Source organism: Streptococcus mitis (genome assembly GCF_002096815.1).
Classification (GTDB): Bacteria; Bacillota; Bacilli; order Lactobacillales; family Streptococcaceae; genus Streptococcus; species Streptococcus mitis_AD.
The window spans coordinates 154,177-172,502 of record NZ_NCVJ01000020.1; the positions used below are offsets into that span (position 1 = coordinate 154,177).

General features: G+C 41.6%; 18 protein-coding genes. 10 read left to right on the forward strand and 8 right to left on the reverse strand.

The features are described 5' to 3' along the window. Positions 1–61: 61 nt before the first annotated feature. The 5 genes from B7696_RS06080 (at position 62) to nrdI (ending at position 4,754) form a co-directional block, all read left to right on the forward strand. Entirely contained in the window at positions 62–676 is a 615-nt protein-coding gene (locus tag B7696_RS06080) for a YesL family protein (protein ID WP_000532349.1), read from the forward strand. Beyond that, the gene (locus tag B7696_RS06085) at positions 654–2,324 is read left to right on the forward strand and encodes a sensor histidine kinase (RefSeq protein WP_338092168.1); all 1,671 of its coding nucleotides are present in this window, start codon (positions 654–656) and stop codon (positions 2,322–2,324) included. The genes B7696_RS06080 and B7696_RS06085 overlap by 23 nt, the downstream gene beginning before the upstream one ends. 11 nt (positions 2,325–2,335) lie before the next feature. Continuing rightward, entirely contained in the window at positions 2,336–3,622 is a 1,287-nt protein-coding gene (locus tag B7696_RS06090) for a response regulator transcription factor (protein ID WP_084862734.1), read from the forward strand. 60 nt (positions 3,623–3,682) lie between these two features. Then, positions 3,683–4,216, forward strand: coding sequence for an ABC transporter permease (locus B7696_RS06095; protein ID WP_084862737.1), 534 nt, complete (start codon positions 3,683–3,685; stop codon positions 4,214–4,216). Between the two features lie 73 nt (positions 4,217–4,289). Beyond that, positions 4,290–4,754: a class Ib ribonucleoside-diphosphate reductase assembly flavoprotein NrdI gene (gene nrdI / locus B7696_RS06100; RefSeq protein WP_020901834.1), complete on the forward strand. Its 465-nt coding sequence runs from the start codon at positions 4,290–4,292 to the stop codon at positions 4,752–4,754. A 166-nt stretch (positions 4,755–4,920) separates the two neighbouring features. Here nrdI and B7696_RS06105 read toward each other — a convergent pair whose 3' ends face one another. Beyond that, positions 4,921–5,166, reverse strand: a complete 246-nt coding sequence (locus tag B7696_RS06105) for a MarR family transcriptional regulator (RefSeq protein WP_084862739.1) — start codon at positions 5,164–5,166, stop codon at positions 4,921–4,923. A 576-nt stretch (positions 5,167–5,742) separates the two neighbouring features. Beyond that, a complete protein-coding gene (gene argS / locus B7696_RS06110) occupies positions 5,743–7,434 on the reverse strand; it encodes an arginine--tRNA ligase (protein WP_084862740.1) in 1,692 nt (563 codons plus the stop codon). A gap of 135 nt (positions 7,435–7,569) precedes the next feature. Here argS and argR point away from each other — a divergent pair, with 135 nt between their 5' ends. Both argR and mutS read left to right on the forward strand, forming a co-directional pair. After that, on the forward strand, positions 7,570–8,016 hold the full coding sequence (argR, locus tag B7696_RS06115; protein WP_001231476.1) for an arginine repressor: 447 nt from the start codon (positions 7,570–7,572) through the stop codon (positions 8,014–8,016). A 50-nt stretch (positions 8,017–8,066) separates the two neighbouring features. Further along, positions 8,067–10,601: a DNA mismatch repair protein MutS gene (gene mutS, locus B7696_RS06120; RefSeq protein WP_084862742.1), complete on the forward strand. Its 2,535-nt coding sequence runs from the start codon at positions 8,067–8,069 to the stop codon at positions 10,599–10,601. A 41-nt stretch (positions 10,602–10,642) separates the two neighbouring features. Here mutS and B7696_RS06125 read toward each other — a convergent pair whose 3' ends face one another. Together B7696_RS06125 and B7696_RS06130 are read right to left on the reverse strand one after the other, a co-directional pair. Next, positions 10,643–11,101 carry a DUF3021 domain-containing protein gene (locus B7696_RS06125; RefSeq protein ID WP_084862744.1) on the reverse strand — a complete coding sequence of 153 codons (459 nt, stop codon included), beginning with the start codon at positions 11,099–11,101 and terminating at the stop codon, positions 10,643–10,645. Then, positions 11,098–11,538, reverse strand: a complete 441-nt coding sequence (locus B7696_RS06130) for a LytTR family DNA-binding domain-containing protein (protein WP_084862746.1) — start codon at positions 11,536–11,538, stop codon at positions 11,098–11,100. Before B7696_RS06130 ends, B7696_RS06125 begins: the two co-directional genes overlap by 4 nt. A 206-nt stretch (positions 11,539–11,744) precedes the next feature. Between B7696_RS06130 and mutL the strand changes: the two genes are divergently transcribed. From mutL to B7696_RS06150, 3 genes are all read left to right on the forward strand, one after another. Then, positions 11,745–13,694, forward strand: a complete 1,950-nt coding sequence (gene mutL, locus B7696_RS06140) for a DNA mismatch repair endonuclease MutL (RefSeq protein ID WP_084862748.1) — start codon at positions 11,745–11,747, stop codon at positions 13,692–13,694. Positions 13,695–13,822: 128 nt separating this feature from the next. Next, on the forward strand, positions 13,823–14,416 hold the full coding sequence (ruvA, locus tag B7696_RS06145) for a Holliday junction branch migration protein RuvA (protein WP_084862868.1): 594 nt from the start codon (positions 13,823–13,825) through the stop codon (positions 14,414–14,416). 9 nt (positions 14,417–14,425) lie between these two features. Further along, a complete protein-coding gene (locus tag B7696_RS06150; protein ID WP_084862750.1) occupies positions 14,426–14,992 on the forward strand; it encodes a DNA-3-methyladenine glycosylase I in 567 nt (188 codons plus the stop codon). An 81-nt stretch (positions 14,993–15,073) separates the two neighbouring features. Here B7696_RS06150 and B7696_RS06155 read toward each other — a convergent pair whose 3' ends face one another. From B7696_RS06155 to B7696_RS06170, 4 genes are all read right to left on the reverse strand, one after another. After that, positions 15,074–15,337: a SemiSWEET family transporter gene (locus tag B7696_RS06155; RefSeq protein ID WP_000166114.1), complete on the reverse strand. Its 264-nt coding sequence runs from the start codon at positions 15,335–15,337 to the stop codon at positions 15,074–15,076. A 105-nt stretch (positions 15,338–15,442) separates the two neighbouring features. Further along, on the reverse strand, positions 15,443–16,477 hold the full coding sequence (locus B7696_RS06160) for a S66 family peptidase (protein WP_084862752.1): 1,035 nt from the start codon (positions 16,475–16,477) through the stop codon (positions 15,443–15,445). Positions 16,478–16,616: 139 nt separating this feature from the next. Further along, positions 16,617–17,294 (reverse strand): DUF1129 domain-containing protein, encoded by a 678-nt coding sequence (locus B7696_RS06165; protein WP_084862754.1) that lies wholly within the window; start codon positions 17,292–17,294, stop codon positions 16,617–16,619. A gap of 11 nt (positions 17,295–17,305) precedes the next feature. Continuing rightward, on the reverse strand, positions 17,306–18,250 hold the full coding sequence (locus tag B7696_RS06170; RefSeq protein WP_000815623.1) for a magnesium transporter CorA family protein: 945 nt from the start codon (positions 18,248–18,250) through the stop codon (positions 17,306–17,308). Positions 18,251–18,326: the final 76 nt, after the last annotated feature.

The following is an 18,326-nucleotide window of genomic DNA, read 5'->3' on the forward strand; positions in this document are numbered from 1 at the left end:
AGTTTTTGAAAACGCTTGAAATATGATATAATAGTTTCATAGTTATTTTTAGGGGGATATCATGGGGAGATTTTTAGACTTTGTCTTTAATCGTTTCTTTTTAGGGATGATTGCGACAGCCTTCTTTTGGCTATTAACATTGGCAGGAGGTATTATTCTTGGTTTAGCGCCGGCTAGTGCCACCTTGATGAGCTTGTATGCAGAACATGGTTATAGCTTTCGAGAATACAGTTTGAAGGAAGCTTGGTCTCTTTACAAGCAAAATTTCGTCTCAAGCAACCTGATTTTCTATAGCTTTTTAGGGGTGGATCTAGTTTTGGTCTATGGCCTGTATCTCTTGGTTCAATTGCCTCATCAGACTATTATTCATTTGATTGCGACATTTTTGAATGTTCTAGTAGTTGCCCTGCTCTTTTTGGCTTATACAGTATCTTTGAAACTACAAGTTTATTTTGATTTGTCCTATCGTAATAGTCTCAAACTATCCTTGATTGGCATCTTTATGAGCTTAGCGGCTGTGGCCAAGGTTCTTCTTGGAACAGTGCTACTTGTGGCAATTGGTTACTATATGCCTGCTCTTCTCTTCTTTGTAGGAATTGGGATGTGGCATTTCTTTATCAGTGATATGTTGGAACCGGTCTATGAAAGTATCCATGAAAAATTGGCGACAAAATAGAATGAAGCAGTTTTGGCTACATACGCTTCTGAGAACCTACAGTTCAGTTATGATCATTATTATTGCGAGTTTTGCAATCTTACTCTCCTATGCTGACTGGGATTCACGGGAAAAGGAAGCTCAAAGAGTAGCCCAGCGTGTAACTACTCGAACAGTCGATGAGGTAGAGTATTATTATCGGGAGTCAGCTCAACTAGCACAAGATTTAGTAGCCAATCAAGACCGGATACAAGGGGTTTATAAGTACTTTAGCCTATCCACTTCTGAGTATTTTTATTGGCTGTTGGAGCATCAAGCGGCTTCGTCAACTTCTATTTCTCTGTATGAAAATATTGATGATCTTTATGTCCAAAATGACTATATAACGGGTGTTGCAATCGTCTTGCAGGACTTTAAAGAAGTTTATGTGTCAACAAGGGATAAAAGAAGTGGGCATGTCTTGCCAGCTGAGGCTTTTAAACCGGAGACCAATAGTTTTGGAATTCCTGTTCTGGACCCAGCGACGGATCAATCTATAGGGGTGATTTACATCTCCTTGGATCCAGAAGTTTTGTATCATGCCATTGACAATACTCGAGGTCATATCCCGATGGCTGTTACCGTGACATCGCCTTTTGATACGGAAATTTTCCATATTGGTGAGAGGGTCAATAGGGAACATGAGAACTGGTTTGTTGGTATGACTTCTCATGGATATCAGGTTCAGGTGGCAGTTCCTAAAAACTTTGTTTTACAAGGAACAGTTGCCAGCTCTGCTTTGATTGTGAGTTTGAGCCTTCTCTTTATTGTCATTCTCTATCTGACTTTGAGGAAGACCTTTGCGAACTACCAAAAGCAGGTAGTGGATTTGGTGGATTCTATTCAAGCTATTGCCCAAGGAGAGGAAGGTCTTCGCATCGATACGCTTGAAAAGGATCAGGAATTGCTCTTAATCGCAGAGACGACCAATGATATGTTGGATCGTTTGGAAAAGAATATCCATGATATTTATCAGCTAGAGCTTAGTCAAAAAGATGCCAATATGCGAGCCCTGCAGGCTCAAATCAATCCTCATTTTATGTATAATACGCTGGAATTCTTGCGTATGTACGCAGTTATGCAGAGTCAAGATGAGTTGGCAGATATCATTTATGAGTTTAGTAGTCTCCTACGTAACAATATTTCTGACGAAAGAGAAACTCTTCTCAAACAGGAATTAGAATTTTGCCGTAAATACAGCTATCTCTGCATGGTTCGTTATCCCAAGTCCATTGCCTATGGTTTCAAGATAGATCCAGAGTTAGAGAATATGAAGATTCCTAAGTTTACCTTGCAACCGCTGGTAGAAAACTATTTCGCCCATGGTGTTGACCACAGACGGACAGATAATGTGATTAGCATCAAGGCTCTTAAACAGGATGGTTTTGTGGAAATTTTAGTGGTCGATAACGGCCGTGGAATGCCGGCTGAAAAGCTGGCAAATCTCCGAGAAAAACTAAATCAGAGACATTTTGAACACCAAGCCAGCTATAGTGCAAAAAGGCAGTCTATCGGGATTGTCAATGTACATGAGCGTTTTGTGCTCTATTTTGGGGACCGCTATGCTATTACTATAGAATCTGCAGAGCAAGCAGGTGTTCAGTATCATATTACAATTCAAGATGAGTAGAAAGGGAGAAAATGTATAAAGTATTATTAGTAGATGATGAGTACATGGTGACAGAAGGTCTGAAACGTTTGATTCCTTTTGATAAGTGGGATATGGAGGTCGTCGCAACAGCCAGTCATGCTGATGAAGCCATGGAATATGTTCAGAAAAATCCTGTCGATGTAGTCATTTCCGATGTCAATATGCCCGACAAAACAGGACTTGATATGATTCGGGAGATGAAAGAAATCTTACCAGATGCTGCCTATATCCTGCTCTCAGGTTATCAGGAGTTTGATTATGTAAAAAGAGCAATGAATCTTAGTGTGGTGGATTATTTGGTCAAGCCTGTTGATAAGGTAGAGTTGGGAAATTTGCTGGAGAAGATTGCAGGTCAGCTCGGCGAGAGAGGAAAGAAAAGTCAGACCCTCAGTCAAGATTTAGACGAGGCTGGATTTGTTAGTTATCTAGGAGGTAAGGAGAATTGGTGGATAGGCCTATCCAAGGAAAAACAAGGCTCTTTCACCATTCCCTACTATGTATTGGGTCAAGACTGGCAGATTTTTATTTCTGACCAACCCCTAGATGGTTTAGTCGTTACTCCCTTTGAAGCACCTTATCAAGAACACTTTGAACGCTGGAAGCTGAATGCTGAGAAAGCCCTCTTTTACGGTTCTGTAAATCTAAAACAGTCTGAGAGTCTCTTTGCCTATTACGAACCGATTTATAGGGTTATCATTCAGGGAAATCTCAATCAAATCGTAGAAGAGTTAAATCTCTTGGAGAAGGTGGTTCTTGAAAATACACCGCGTGTTCCGATTACCAAACAGCTTTTTATCCAGTTTGTTATGGATGTCTTTCATTTATTTGAACATCTCAAGGCTGATGATTTGACGGATATTGTCAAAACGATTCATGCTATTCAAACCTTCGATGAATTGGTTCCTTATATCAAGGAAACTCTGACTCGATTCTTTGGACAATATCGGATGAATGAAAATGTGGTTAGTGTGCTAGAAGTCATTGGGAGTGATTATCAGAAAGAACTTTCTCTCAAGGATATCAGTAAGGATCTCTTTATCAATCCTGTTTATCTGGGACAGTTGATTAAGCGTGAAACCAATTCGACCTTCGCAGAGTTACTAAATAAACAACGCATTAAGGCTGCCCAGCAGCTCTTGCTTTCAACTAGTGACAGTATTGAAGATATTTGTTATGCTGTTGGTTACAGTAATGTTGGATATTTCTATAAAGTGTTCCGAAAATTGTGCGGAAAATCGCCAAAAGCCTACCGAAAACAGGTGGAAACCACACTATAATATTTGTATCCCTTTACAAAAAGTGCTATAATATCGATAATAATATCAGGAGGTTCTATTATGAAAAAGAAACCAATCTATCTATGGGTATTACTGATTTTTTCAGCCTTACTCTCAGCAATGTCACTATTTGGAATCATATCTCCAGTACCTACTGCGGAGGGTATGAACAATCTAGAAACATCAGCATCAGGTGTTAATGCTACTTATGCTAAGGAGCTCGTTGCTTACACCATTAAGGTATCGGAGCATGGTCATTCTATCTTCAACATTCTCTTGGTTGTCTTATCTGTTATTCTGGTGGTTGTGTCTTTGGTTTTCCTTGTTCGTAAAAACATCCAATTGGCTAACTACACTTATCTTGCTTATGCCTTCGTTGCCATCATTGGTTCTATCTACAACTTTATCGGCGTTCAGGATGCGGTTTTACTTTTTACAGACCCTAACATCCGTATGGGAGCGGAGCTTGGTGCCAAAGGTTCTGCTATTTTTGGGATCGTACTCAATGTTATCTTCCTAGCAATTGTCTTCTATAAAATGTGGCGTCAGCAAAAAGAATTGACAGAAACTCAAGAAGAGGAAGAACTTGCCTAAGAGTTGACAAAGCATAACTATCAAGATACAATCTTGGTAGTTATTTTTTATGATTTAAAAAAAGGAGGAGAACATGAAAAAAGTTTCCTTGGTCTACATCAGTCTGAGCGGAAATACGGAGAGTTTTGTGACGCGCTTGAAAGACTATCTCTTGTCCCAGTACGAGGGAATTGAGGTTCAAAAGATTCATATCAAGGATTTGGTCAAAGAAGGCCAAGATTTCTATGAAATGGACCATCCCTATGTTGCTTTTTTGCCGACTTACCTAGAAGGTGGGAATGGCGTGGATAACGGAGATGTCGAGATTTTGACGACACCAGTGGGAGATTTTATCGCCTATGGTGACAATGCTAGTAAGTGTTTTGGTGTGGTTGGTTCAGGAAATCGTAACTTTAATAACCAATACTGCCTGACAGCCAAGCAATATAGTCAACGTTTTGGCTTCCCTGTATTGGCTGATTTTGAAATGCGAGGTATGCTGGGAGATATCAAACGTGTCGCAGCTATTATCGCAGATTTGTATGAATTGGAAAGTTAAGCTGAAACCAATCTTTCAATCATTAGAAGAAAGAACTTATTATATCCCCCTCTATAGCAAAGATGAAAATTACCTATAAAATTTTTAATATAAATGTTATTTGCTATAGTTGGAAGATAAAAATTATGCCCTAAAAAAACCGAGAAGCTTTCTTCTCGGTTTTTGATTATTTCAATTGATCTGTAATGTCTTTTGATAGCAACATTCCCAGATGGTAAGTTTTATTGATATATGCAATGACATCAGTGATATTTTCAGTCGTTTGAATTTTCTCTTTGATGTCAGCCCTAAATGTTTCATCCTTTAAAAGTTGTTCTTGGTAGAGCTTTTGCAGTCTTTCCTTTTCATACTTATTAAGCAGAAAAAGGAATACCAAGCTAATCACAACGAGGATATAAGCATATTGGCTCATAGAAAATCTCCCTGTATGATAAAGAAGTAGTAGTGAGTAGATTGAATTAGTGAAGCGCCTAACCAAATCACCATAGTTACGACGTCATGTTCTCTAAATCGATTATATTTAGAGAACATGACTAGTGAAGCAGTTAGCTAGTCCGCATATAAGCTGCTAGCGTCTAAAAATTAGGAACTTTAGTTCCAATAAATTTAAGATTACGACGTTTTAGGACATAAATCGATCATATTTATGTCTTAAAACTAGTGAAGCACCTAGCCAAATACCTGATAGGATTTGGCATTCGTTACTTAGACTACTTTACAATAAAGTGATTAAAAGATTACGACATGAGCCTAACCAAATCGATATTATTTGGTTAGGTGAATTAGTGAAGCAGTTAGCTAGTCCGCATATAAGCGTCTAGCGTCTAGCAATTAGGAGCTTTAGTTCCAATAACTTTAAGGTTACGACGTTTTAGGACATAAATCGATCATATTTATGTTCTAAAACTAGTGAAGCGCCTAGCCAAAGTCCGAATAGGATTTGGCGTTAGTTACTTAGATTGCTCCGCAATCAAGTAACTTTGGCGATTTACATCTTCTCTGGAGCTTCTACTCCAAGTAAGCGAAGGGCTTCTTTTAGGACAACTGCGGTTGCGTAGCTGAGAGCTAGACGACTTTCGCGTTCTGGGCTTTCATCCAAGATACGGGTATGTGCATAGTATTTGTTGAAGGCTTGAGCCAGGCTAATTGCAAATTTAGCAATGATAGAAGGTTCAAAGTTATCAGCCGCACGGTTGATAATACGTGGGAAGTCTTGGATGAGTTTGATAATTTCCCAGCTTTCAGCATCATTCAAGCTATAGTTGCCAGTTGTTTCTGGTTTGAAATCGGCTTTGCGTAAGATAGATTGGATACGAGCGTAGGCATATTGAACATAAGGTCCAGTTTCACCTTCAAATGACACCATGGCTTCTAAGTCAAAATCATAACCATTAGTGCGGTCAGTCTTAAGGTCGTAGAATTTAATGGCCCCAACCCCAACAGCATGGGCTACTTGGTCTTTGTTTTCCAATTCAGGATTTTTAGCTTCGATTTGGGCCTTGGCACGACTAACAGCCTCTGCAACTGTAGGCTCTAGCAAGATGACATTCCCTTTACGAGTAGAAAGTTTCTTCCCTTCTTTTGTAACCAAACCAAAAGGAACGTGAGTAATATCGTTACTCCAGTCGTAGCCCATCTCTTGCAAGACGGCTTTGAGCTGTTTAAAGTGGGCAGATTGCTCTTGGCCAACGACATAGATAGATTTGGCAAATTGGTATTCATTTTTACGGTAAAGGGCTGCAGCCAAGTCACGAGTGATATAGAGAGTTGCACCATCCGATTTCTTGATAAGGGCTGGATGTTCAATTCCATATTTCTCAAGATTCACAACTTGGGCACCTTCTGACTCAACAAGAAGGCCTTTTTCAGAAAGAATGTCTACAACTGCATCCATCTTATCATTGTAGAAGGCTTCTCCGTTATAGCTGTCAAATTCGACTTGCAATTCATTGTAAAGGCGGTTGAATTCTACTAAACTTTCATCGCGGAACCATTGCCAAAGAGCGAGAGCTTCCTCGTCTCCATTTTCCAGTTTACGGAACCATTCGCGCGCTTCTTCATCCAAGCTAGGGTCGTTTTCAGCTTCAGCATTGATGCGGACATAGAGTTTAAGGAGTTCATCGATTGGATGAGCTTTTACAGCTTCTTCGTCACCCCATTTTTTGTAGGCTACAATCAGCATTCCAAACTGTTTACCCCAGTCTCCCAAGTGGTTGACCTTGACTGTTTGATAACCGATTTTTTGGAAAATATGTGACAAGCTATCTCCGATGACAGTTGAGCGCAGGTGACCAATAGAGAATGGTTTAGCGATATTGGGGCTAGACATATCGATAACAACATTTTCTTGTTTACCAATGTTTTGGTCAGCATAGTGTTCTTTTTCAGTGATAACCGCTTGCAATACTTGAGCAGAAATGGCAGATTTATCAAGGAAAAAGTTGACGTAAGGTCCAGTCGCAACAACCTTTTCAAAGGCTTGGCTATTAATTTTTTCAGCCAGTTCAGCCGCAATCATTTGAGGTGCTTTACGTTCGACTTTTGCAAGAGAAAAAGCAGGGAAAGCGATGTCTCCCATTTCTGAATTTTTAGGGGTTTCCAGTAAATTTAAAATAGCCTCTTGGTCCAGGCTATCAATGACGCTAGCCAATTCGCTAGCAATCAATTCTTTTGTATTCATTAAGAGCTCCTTTTTGGACTTTTCTACTATTTTATCACAATTTTAAAGAAAGAAGAAAAAATTTTTGAAATCTCCTATTTTTTTGGTATAATATAGTTATAAAATTAGTTATAAATATGCATATAAGAGGATTTTATGAGAAAAAGAGATCGTCATCAGTTAATAAAAAAAATGATTACTGAGGAGAAATTAAGTACACAAAAAGAAATTCAAGATCGGTTGGAGGCGCACAATGTCTTTGTGACGCAGACAACCCTGTCTCGTGATTTGCGCGAAATCGGCTTGACCAAGGTCAAGAAAAATGATATGGTGTATTATGTACTAGCAAATGAGACAGAAAAGATTGATTTAGTAGAGTTTTTGTCTCATCATTTAGAAGGCGTTGCAAGAGCAGAGTTTACCTTGGTACTTCATACCAAATTGGGAGAAGCCTCTGTTTTGGCAAATATTGTAGATGCAAACAAGGATGAATGGATTTTAGGAACAGTTGCTGGTGCCAATACCTTATTGGTTATTTGTCGAGACCAGCACGTTGCCAAACTCATGGAAGATCGTTTGCTAGATTTGATGAAAGATAAGTAAGGTCTTGGGAGTTACTCTCAAGACTTATTTTTGACAAGGAGAGACGTACAATGGCGACAGAAAAGCTATCACCCGGCATGCAACAGTATGTGGATATTAAAAAGCAATATCCAGATGCTTTTTTGCTCTTTCGTATGGGTGATTTTTATGAATTATTTTATGAGGATGCGGTTAATGCTGCGCAGATTCTGGAAATTTCCTTAACGAGTCGCAACAAGAATGCGGACAATCCGATTCCTATGGCGGGGGTTCCCTATCATTCTGCCCAACAGTATATCGATGTCTTGATTGAGCAGGGTTATAAGGTAGCCATTGCTGAACAGATGGAAGATCCTAAGCAAGCAGTTGGGGTTGTTAAACGAGAGGTTGTTCAGGTTATTACACCAGGGACAGTGGTCGACAGTAGTAAGCCGGACAGTCAGAACAACTTCTTGGTTGCCATAGACCGTGCTGGTAATCAATTTGGCCTCGCTTATATGGACCTGGTGACGGGCGACTTTTATGTGACAGGTCTTTTGGATTTCACGCTGGTTTGTGGAGAAATCCGTAATCTCAAGGCGCGAGAAGTGGTGTTGGGTTATGACTTGTCTGAGGAAGAGGAACAAATCCTCAGTCGTCAGATGAATCTGGTGCTTTCCTATGAAAAAGAAGGCTTTGAAGACCTTCATTTACTGGATTCACGATTGGCATCTGTGGAGCAAGCGGCATCTAGTAAGTTGCTCCAGTATGTCCATCGAACCCAGATGAGGGAATTGAACCACCTCAAGCCTGTTATACGCTATGAAATCAAAGATTTCTTACAGATGGACTATGCGACCAAGGCTAGTCTGGATTTGGTTGAGAATGCCCGTTCAGGAAAGAAGCAGGGCAGTCTTTTCTGGCTTTTGGATGAAACTAAAACAGCTATGGGCATGCGCCTTTTGCGTTCTTGGATTCATCGTCCTTTGATTGATAAGGAGCGAATCGTCCAGCGTCAAGACGTGGTGCAGGTCTTTCTTGACCACTTCTTTGAGCGCAGCGATTTGACAGACAGTCTCAAGGGTGTTTATGATATCGAACGCTTGGCTAGTCGGGTTTCTTTTGGCAAAACAAATCCCAAGGATCTCTTGCAATTGGCGACTACTTTATCTAGTGTGCCACGGATCCGAGCGATTTTAGAAGGGATGGAGCAACCTGCCCTGGCCTATCTTATCGCACAACTGGATGGAATCCCTGAGTTGGAGAGCTTGATTAGTACTGCCATTGCTCCTGAAGCTCCTCATGTGATTACAGATGGGGGTATTATCCGGACGGGATTTGACGAGACTTTGGATAAATACCGCCGAGTGCTCAGAGAAGGGACTAGTTGGATTGCTGAGATTGAGGCAAAAGAGAGAGAAAACTCAGGCATCAGTACGCTCAAGATTGACTACAATAAGAAGGATGGCTATTATTTCCATGTGACCAATTCTCAACTGGGAAATGTGCCTGCTCACTTTTTCCGCAAGGCAACACTGAAAAACTCAGAACGCTTTGGAACTGAGGAATTAGCCCGTATCGAGGGAGATATGCTGGAGGCGCGTGAGAAGTCAGCCAACCTAGAGTATGAAATCTTTATGCGTATCCGTGAGGAAGTCAGCAAGTACATTCAGCGTTTGCAGGCTCTAGCTCAAGGGATTGCGACAGTTGATGTCTTACAAAGCTTGGCAGTTGTAGCTGAAACCCAGCATTTGATTCGACCAGAGTTCGGAGACGATTCGCAGATCGATATCCAGAAAGGGCGCCATGCTGTCGTTGAAAAGGTTATGGGGGCTCAGACCTATATTCCAAATACGATTCAGATGGCAGAAGATAGCAGTATTCAACTGATTACAGGGCCAAACATGAGTGGGAAGTCAACCTACATGCGCCAGTTAGCCATGACGGCAGTTATGGCTCAGTTGGGTTCTTATGTGCCAGCAGAAAGTGCCCATTTACCGATTTTTGATGCGATTTTTACCCGTATCGGAGCAGCCGATGATTTGGTTTCAGGTCAATCAACCTTTATGGTGGAGATGATGGAGGCCAACAATGCCATTTCGCATGCAACTAAGAATTCTTTGATTCTTTTTGATGAGTTAGGACGAGGAACTGCAACTTATGACGGGATGGCTCTTGCTCAGTCCATCATCGAATACATCCATGAGCACATCGGAGCCAAAACCCTCTTTGCCACCCACTATCATGAGTTGACCAGTCTGGAGTCCAGCTTGGAACATTTGGTCAATGTTCACGTGGCAACCTTGGAGCAGGATGGACAGGTCACCTTCCTTCACAAGATAGAACCAGGACCAGCTGACAAATCCTATGGTATTCATGTGGCCAAGATTGCTGGTTTGCCAGCAGACCTTTTAGCAAGGGCGGATAAGATTTTGACTCAGTTAGAAAGTCAAGGTACAGAGAGTCCTGCTCCCATGAGACAAACGAGTGCTGTCACGGAACAGATTTCTCTCTTTGATACGGCAGAAGAGAATCCTATCCTAGCAGAATTAGCTAAACTAGATATTTACAATATGACACCTATGCAGGCTATGAATGTCTTGGTTGAGTTAAAACAGAAACTATAAAAATAATCCCACTCATGCATTTATGAGTGGGATTATTGCTATTACTTTCTATGCTCCAAGAGTTGATTGATGTGGTCTACCTTTTTAGCCTCTCTTTTATAGAGAATAGCCCAAATGATGAGGTAGACAATTGAAAACTCGATAATGAGCTGGAGATAGAAGATCCAGTGGAAGGGGAACCAACCAGCCAGAGTTGCTAGTGGGACAAAGCCAGCCAGCATGAGGAAGAAATGAGTCAGAGTGGCACGAAGCATGCTCCAGTCACGGCTGAATAAGCGGTTGCCAAAGTTGAAGAGCATACCGATAGTTGCCCAGATAAGTGTGCAGTAGAGTAAGACTAGAGCACCGTGAACCTGATGTTGAGCCATCACTTGGCCGATCAGAGACTCGGGACTTAGTGGTGTATAAGTACTTGGTGCATAAATGAGTGAAAAGATGATAGAGAGGATGAGGCCGATGAGGACACCAGCAGCTGCGTCGTGAAATACTTGTTTTTTCATAGTTCTAATTTCTCCTTGATGGTTTTTAGGTAACGGCGTGAAGAGTAGGTGAAGCTTTGGTTTTTTAGAAAGATTTCTACCAGACCGTTGGGCGTGAGCTTGAGGTGAGAGATGGAATTGATATTAATGATTTCTGATTGGGAAATTTGGATAAAATTGCTTGGCAAGAGTTCAAGAACCTGATAGAGTCGTAAATCAATGGTGTAGGTCTGACTTGCCGTTTCTGCCAGAACCTTCCGATTCTCGATATAGAAGCGCTGAATCTTGCCAATTTCAACTAGATAGACCTGATCTTCGATTTTCCCTTTGATTTTTTCTTTTTGATCCAGATTTTCTGCGAACTCGATGACTTTTTGGACTTTTTCGGTCTCTTGAGGTGCTTGGATAATCAACTTTTCCTCCTCGTAAGACTCGCTAATCTGTAGTTCTACTTTCATAAATTTCTCTCCTTGTCTTTCATACAAAATTGTGATCACTTCTTGTATATTTCTATTAAACACTATTTTACGCCTTCATACAAGGGACTTTGTCTATGTGGAGGGATTTGGTTCCTATGTGGCGCTTGCTTTTCTGTCCTGTCTGAAATATGGTATAATAGCACTAATCAATTTCTAGGAAAAAAGATACGGAAAGGGGCTGAAAAATGTCTCATATTATTGAATTGCCAGAGGTGTTGGCAAACCAGATCGCGGCAGGAGAGGTTATCGAACGTCCTGCCAGTGTGGTTAAAGAGTTGGTAGAAAATTCCATTGACGCTGGCTCTAGTCAGATTATCATTGAGATTGAAGAGTCTGGTCTCAAGAAGATTCAAATCACAGATAATGGTCATGGAATTGCCCACGATGAGGTGGAGTTGGCTCTGCGTCGCCATGCAACTAGTAAGATAAAAAATCAAGCAGATCTCTTTCGAATTCGGACGCTTGGTTTTCGTGGTGAAGCCTTGCCTTCTATCGCTTCTGTTAGTGTTCTGACTCTGTTAACGGCGGTGGATGGTGCAAGTCATGGGACTAAGTTAGTCGCGCGTGGGGGAGAAGTAGAAGAAGTCATCCCAGCGACTAGTCCTGTGGGAACCAAGGTTTGTGTGGAGGACCTCTTTTTCAACACGCCTGCCCGCCTCAAGTATATGAAGAGCCAGCAAGCGGAGCTGTCTCATATCATTGATATTGTCAACCGTCTGGGCTTGGCTCATCCTGAGATTTCTTTTAGTTTGATCAGTGATGGTAAGGAGATGACGCGGACAGCAGGGACTGGCCAACTGCGACAAGCAATCGCAGGGATTTACGGTTTGGCGAGTGCAAAGAAGATGATTGAAATTGAGAACTCTGACTTAGATTTCGAGATTTCAGGCTTTGTTTCCTTGCCTGAGTTGACTCGGGCTAATCGCAACTATATCAGCCTCTTCATCAATGGCCGTTATATCAAGAACTTCCTGCTTAATCGTGCTATTTTGGATGGTTACGGAAGCAAGCTTATGGTGGGCCGTTTTCCACTGGCTGTCATTCACATCCATATCGACCCTTATCTAGCGGATGTCAATGTGCATCCAACTAAGCAAGAGGTGCGGATTTCTAAGGAAAAAGAACTGATGACGCTGGTTTCAGAAGCTATTGCAAACAGTCTCAAGGAGCAAACCTTGATACCTGATGCCTTGGAAAATCTTGCCAAATCTACCGTGCGCAATCGTGAGAAGGTGGAGCAAACCATTCTCCCACTCAAAGAAAATACGCTCTACTATGAGAAAACTGAGCCGACAAGACCTAGTCAAGCTGAAGTAGCTGATTATCAGGTAGAATTAACTGATGAAGGACAGGATTTGACTTTATTTGCCAAAGAAACCTTGGATCAATTGACTAAGCCAGCAAAACTGCATTTTGCAGAGAGAAAACCTGCTAACTACGATCAGCTAGATCACCCAGAGTTAGACCTTGCGAGTCTTGATAAGGCTTATGACAAGCTGGAGCGAGAAGAATCTTCAAGCTTCCCAGAGTTGGAATTTTTCGGGCAAATGCACGGGACTTATCTCTTTGCCCAAGGGCGAGATGGGCTCTATATCATAGACCAGCACGCGGCGCAGGAACGGGTCAAGTATGAGGAATATCGTGAAAGTATTGGCGATGTTGATCAGAGCCAGCAGCAACTCCTAGTGCCCTACATCTTTGAATTTCCAGCGGATGATGCCCTTCGTCTCAAGGAAAGAATGCCTCTTTTGGAGGAAGTGGGTGTCTTCCTAGCAGAGTACGGAGAAAATCAATTTATCCTGCGTGAACATCCTATTTGGATGGCAGAAGAAGAAATTGAGTCAGGCATCTATGAAATGTGCGATATGCTCCTTTTGACCAAGGAAGTTTCTATCAAGAAATACCGGGCAGAGTTGGCTATTATGATGTCCTGCAAACGGTCTATCAAGGCTAACCATCGTATCGATGACCATTCAGCTAGACAGCTTCTTTATCAGCTTTCTCAATGTGACAATCCCTATAACTGTCCTCACGGACGTCCTGTTTTGGTGCATTTTACCAAGTCGGATATGGAAAAGATGTTCAGACGCATTCAGGAAAATCACACTAGCCTCCGTGAGTTGGGGAAATATTAAACGAATACTCTTCGAAAATCTCTTCAAACTAGGTCAGCTCTATCTGCAATATCAAAGCTGTGCTTTGAGAAACCTGCGGCTAGCTTTCTAGTTTGCTTTTGATTTTCATTGAGCATAAAAGGAAAACTATGTACGAATATTTAAAAGGAATCATTACTAAAATCACTGCCAAATACATTGTTCTTGAAGTCAACGGTATCGGTTATATTTTGCATGTAGCTAATCCCTATGCCTACTCAGGGCAGGTCAATCAAGAAGCTCAAATTTATGTGCATCAGGTCGTGCGTGAGGATGCTCAGCTGCTTTATGGATTTCGTTCAGAGGACGAGAAAAAGCTCTTTCTCAGTCTGATTTCGGTCTCTGGGATTGGTCCGGTGTCAGCTCTTGCTATTATCGCTGCCGATGACAATGCTGGCTTGGTTCAAGCCATCGAAACCAAGAACATTACCTACTTGACCAAGTTTCCTAAAATTGGTAAGAAAACAGCCCAGCAGATGGTGCTGGACTTGGAAGGCAAGGTAGTAGTTGCAGGAGATGACCTTCCTGCTAAGGTGGCAGTTCAAGCAAGTGCTGAAAACCAAGAATTGGAAGAAGCTATGGAAGCCATGCTGGCACTGGGCTACAAGGCAACCGAGCTCAAGAAAATCAAGAAATTTTTTGAAGGAACGACAGATACAGCTGAGAACTATATCAAGTCAGCCCTTAAAATGTTGGTCAAATAGGAGCAGAGCATGACAAAACGTTGTTCTTGGGTCAAGATGAGCAATCCTCTCTATATCACCTATCATGATGAGGAGTGGGGCCAGCCCCTCCATGATGATCAAGCATTGTTTGAGTTATTGTGTATGGAAACCTATCAGGCAGGCCTGTCTTGGGAAACGGTGCTCAACAAACGCCAAGCTTTCCGAGAAGCCTTTCATGGCTATCAAATTCAAGCGGTCGCAGAGATGACCGACACCGAATTGGAAGACTTGCTGGAGAATCCAGCCATTATCCGAAATCGAGCGAAAATTTTTGCTACACGCGTTAACGCCCAAGCATTTCTACGACTACAGGCAGAGTACGGCTCTTTTGATGCCTATCTTTGGTCTTTTGTTGAGGGGAAAACTGTCGTTAACGATGTTCCTGATTATCGCCAAGCCCCAGCTAAAACACCCTTGTCTGAGAAATTAGCCAAAGATCTCAAAAAAAGAGGTTTCAAGTTCACAGGCCCAGTCGCCGTCTTGTCTTTTCTACAAGCAGCAGGGCTGGTTGATGACCATGAGAATGATTGTGAGTGGAAAAGCAGGAATCAGTGAGTATAGGTAATTAGAATATCTGAGAATATAGAAAAAAGCTGAGAAACTTTTCCCAGCTTTTTATATATACTATTAGATTTGTTAGAGTGAAGTCAAAAAAGTGATTCCACCTAAAATAACACCAGCTGAATTTGGAATGATTAGTATCCAATCCTTCTTAGGTTCCTTTGTCCATCCATAAATAACCCAGATTAAGCAAGATATAGCAGCTGATAAAGGTTGAAATGGTTGAGCTTTATTTCCCTGTAAATTAGCGATAATCTGAGGTATGTAGGCAATAAATACTATAATTCCAATAAAGGCACCAATAGAACCTACGATTCGATTAATTTTTTGTTTTGTCATATACACCTCCTTCAAAAGGATATCATAGAAATTAGCGAAATGCAATAAATTCAGATACAAATTGTAACGAAAACCAATACAAAAGCACAAAAATAGAGAAACTATTTATTTTTTGTTATAGTCAAAGCGAATGATTTGCTCCTTTGCATCTACATGGGCGTGGACTCCAAAGGGAACAATGGCTCTTGGAGTTGCGTGGCCGACATTCAGATTATAGACAATTGGGATATTGCTGTCAATGATATCCAGTAGTGCCTCTTTGTAGTCGTCATAGAAAGTTTCATCCATAGGTTTCCCGACCAAGAGTCCGCTGATGACCTCGAATATGCCAGTGTCCTTTAAAGTCTGCAACATCTTTTTGAAATATTCCGGCTCAGGTTTTTCTTCGCTTGTTTCTAGCAAGAGGATTTTTCCTTCCCAGTCTGACAAGTCAGGGAAAAGTTTGTATTTTTGGCAGAGCTCCGTGCTGTCTGCGTATCGAGAGTTGTCAAAGATATCGTAGAGGGATTCGAGGCAACCACCGAGGATTTCTCCCTCGAACTGGGCATTTCCTTGTAACAAGTGAAAGCCAGTATTTGTATGATTGATACGAGGTGTTCCTAGAGCCTTGGGACTGAAGTCAGTTCGTTCCTCATACCAAACGTCACTAGGGCGGATTTCTGAGATTCTTCCAGTCTCAATCAATTCTTTAAAGTAGTGAAGGCTATAGGCTAGCATTTCTTTGTCTAATTCACAAATGTCCGCTAAAAAGGATTGACCATAAAAAGTTTTAACACCTAGTTTATGCAACATGAGATGGTTCATGGTTGTATCTGAGAAGCCAAGAAAAATCTTTTGTTTGATAACCTTTTCTAGTTGATCATTTTCAAAGAGGTAGGGCAACAAACGATAGGTATCATCCCCACCGATGGCGCATAGGATCATGTCGATGCTATCGTCCGAAAAGGCCTGCATCAAATCCTCCGCACGCGCTTCGGGGTGGTCCTTGATAAAGTCTAAGCCTTTTAATGAATGGGGCAAAAAGATAGGATTGAGTCCCAAATCCTTGAGACGTTGGACACCCAAGTCCACTTCGTGTTTGACAAAGTCTTCCCCTATAATGCCACTAGATAAACTAACAATACCAATAGTAGAAACCATATCTCGTCCTCCTAGAAATAGATTGAGCCTATTTTATCACAAAAGATAAGAGAAAGCTATGTGGAATTTCAGAAGAATGCTTTTAAATCAGGAAAGTAGTAAAAAAGCAACCGCACCTGCAGTTGCTTTTATCATTCTCTTAATAGCGTGTTGGTCCTGCACTTGCGCTTCGGATGTTCAAGCGTTTCTTGAGATAGAAGCGAAGGGCTAGGAGGGCTGCTCCGATAATAGCTAGTGGCAATGGAGCAAGTACTGGGTTAAGGCTAGCTGGTAGGAAGCTTGTTGCAAAGAAGACAAGCAACCAAAGGAACATAGAAGCTAGGATAACTAGTACAGATTTCCAGAAAGGTGGACGTTGACTACGGTCCATATCTGGTCCATAGTATTGGTAAACAAAGTAGTACATCAAGTAGAAGGCAAATCCACCAACAAGTCCAACTAATAGGAGAGTGACAACTCCATAGCCGAAAGCTTGATCTGCCGCAAAGAAAGTTGTGAGGGCGCTGACGAGGGCAAAGAGGCTAGTGATGAAAAGAGCTGAATCCATAATCATGAGTTTTGGATCATCATTTTCCTTTGGATGCTCTTTGTCATATTGTTCCTTGACAGTGAAACTATGAGCCCAGTGGGTCGGTGCGCCATAGAGGGAACGAGCAGTCGTACCCTTGGCTTGCTCCTCAAGGATTTGGGGAATAACTTCCTCAAAGATAGCCTTGATTTCAGCGTCTGTTTTTCCATCTTTGATGAATTGTTGGGTAGCGATGTGGATAAACTCTTGGTTTTTCTTTGTTAATTTTTGTAGATCAATCTGAGACATAGGAACTCCTCTTAGAACCATTTTTTATGGATGAGATAGAGAGTGAGCGAGACACTCATAGCAAAGGCGATAAAGACGATTAACCAGAAGGCATTTGGCTCGCCATTTAGGGGGATTTCATTATCCTTAAAGTTCATCCCGTAGGCAGAAAAGACCATGGTTGGGATGGACATGACGATGGTCACAAGGGCCAAGGTTTTCATGATGTTGTTCTGGTTGTTGGAAATGATAGAGGCGAAGGTCTCTGTCATAGAATGCAAGACGTTTCCATAAATGTCTGCCATCTCGATGGCCTGTTGGGTTTCAATCAGGGTGTCTTCAAGCAGGTCTTCGTCTTCAAGGTATTTCTTGATATTGCTGGTTGAGCTGGTTAATTTCTTAATCACGCGCTCATTTGTTTTGAGGGAGGCCTTGAAATAGACGATGGTTTTTTCCAATTCCATGAGCTCAATCAATTCTTCATTACGAGTTGATTGATGCAGTTGACTTTCGATTTGTTCACTCTTACGGTCAATCGAACGAAGGGCTGTTAGGTAAAGCTCTGCATTGCGATAGAGAATTTGGAAGATAAAACGTGAACGCATGAAAGTGTAGAAATTACGCAATCGACGGTTGATAAAGACATCAAGGACAGGTAGTGGTTCCAAACACGTAGTGATAATGGTTTCCTCAGTGATGATAATACCAAGCGGGATGGTTACGTAGTAGGTGCGGTTATTTCTTTCTTCTGTGACCGGCACGTCCACGATGATCAAAGTATACTCATCTTCGATGGTAATACGAGACATTTCTTCCGCATCGAGTGGTGCACGAAGGTCGGCAATATCGATATCGAAGGCGTTGGCGATTTCGAGTGATTCATTTTGAGTCGGATTAACGAGATTGATCCAAGTACCCGGTTCAAGCGTATCGATCTCTTTAAATTCAGTTGTTGTAGAGAGAAAAACTTGTTTCATATCCCTTATCCTTTCTCATTTTTCAGATTTTTTCACACCGTACTATTATACTACAAATTCAGCCTTTTGGGTAATA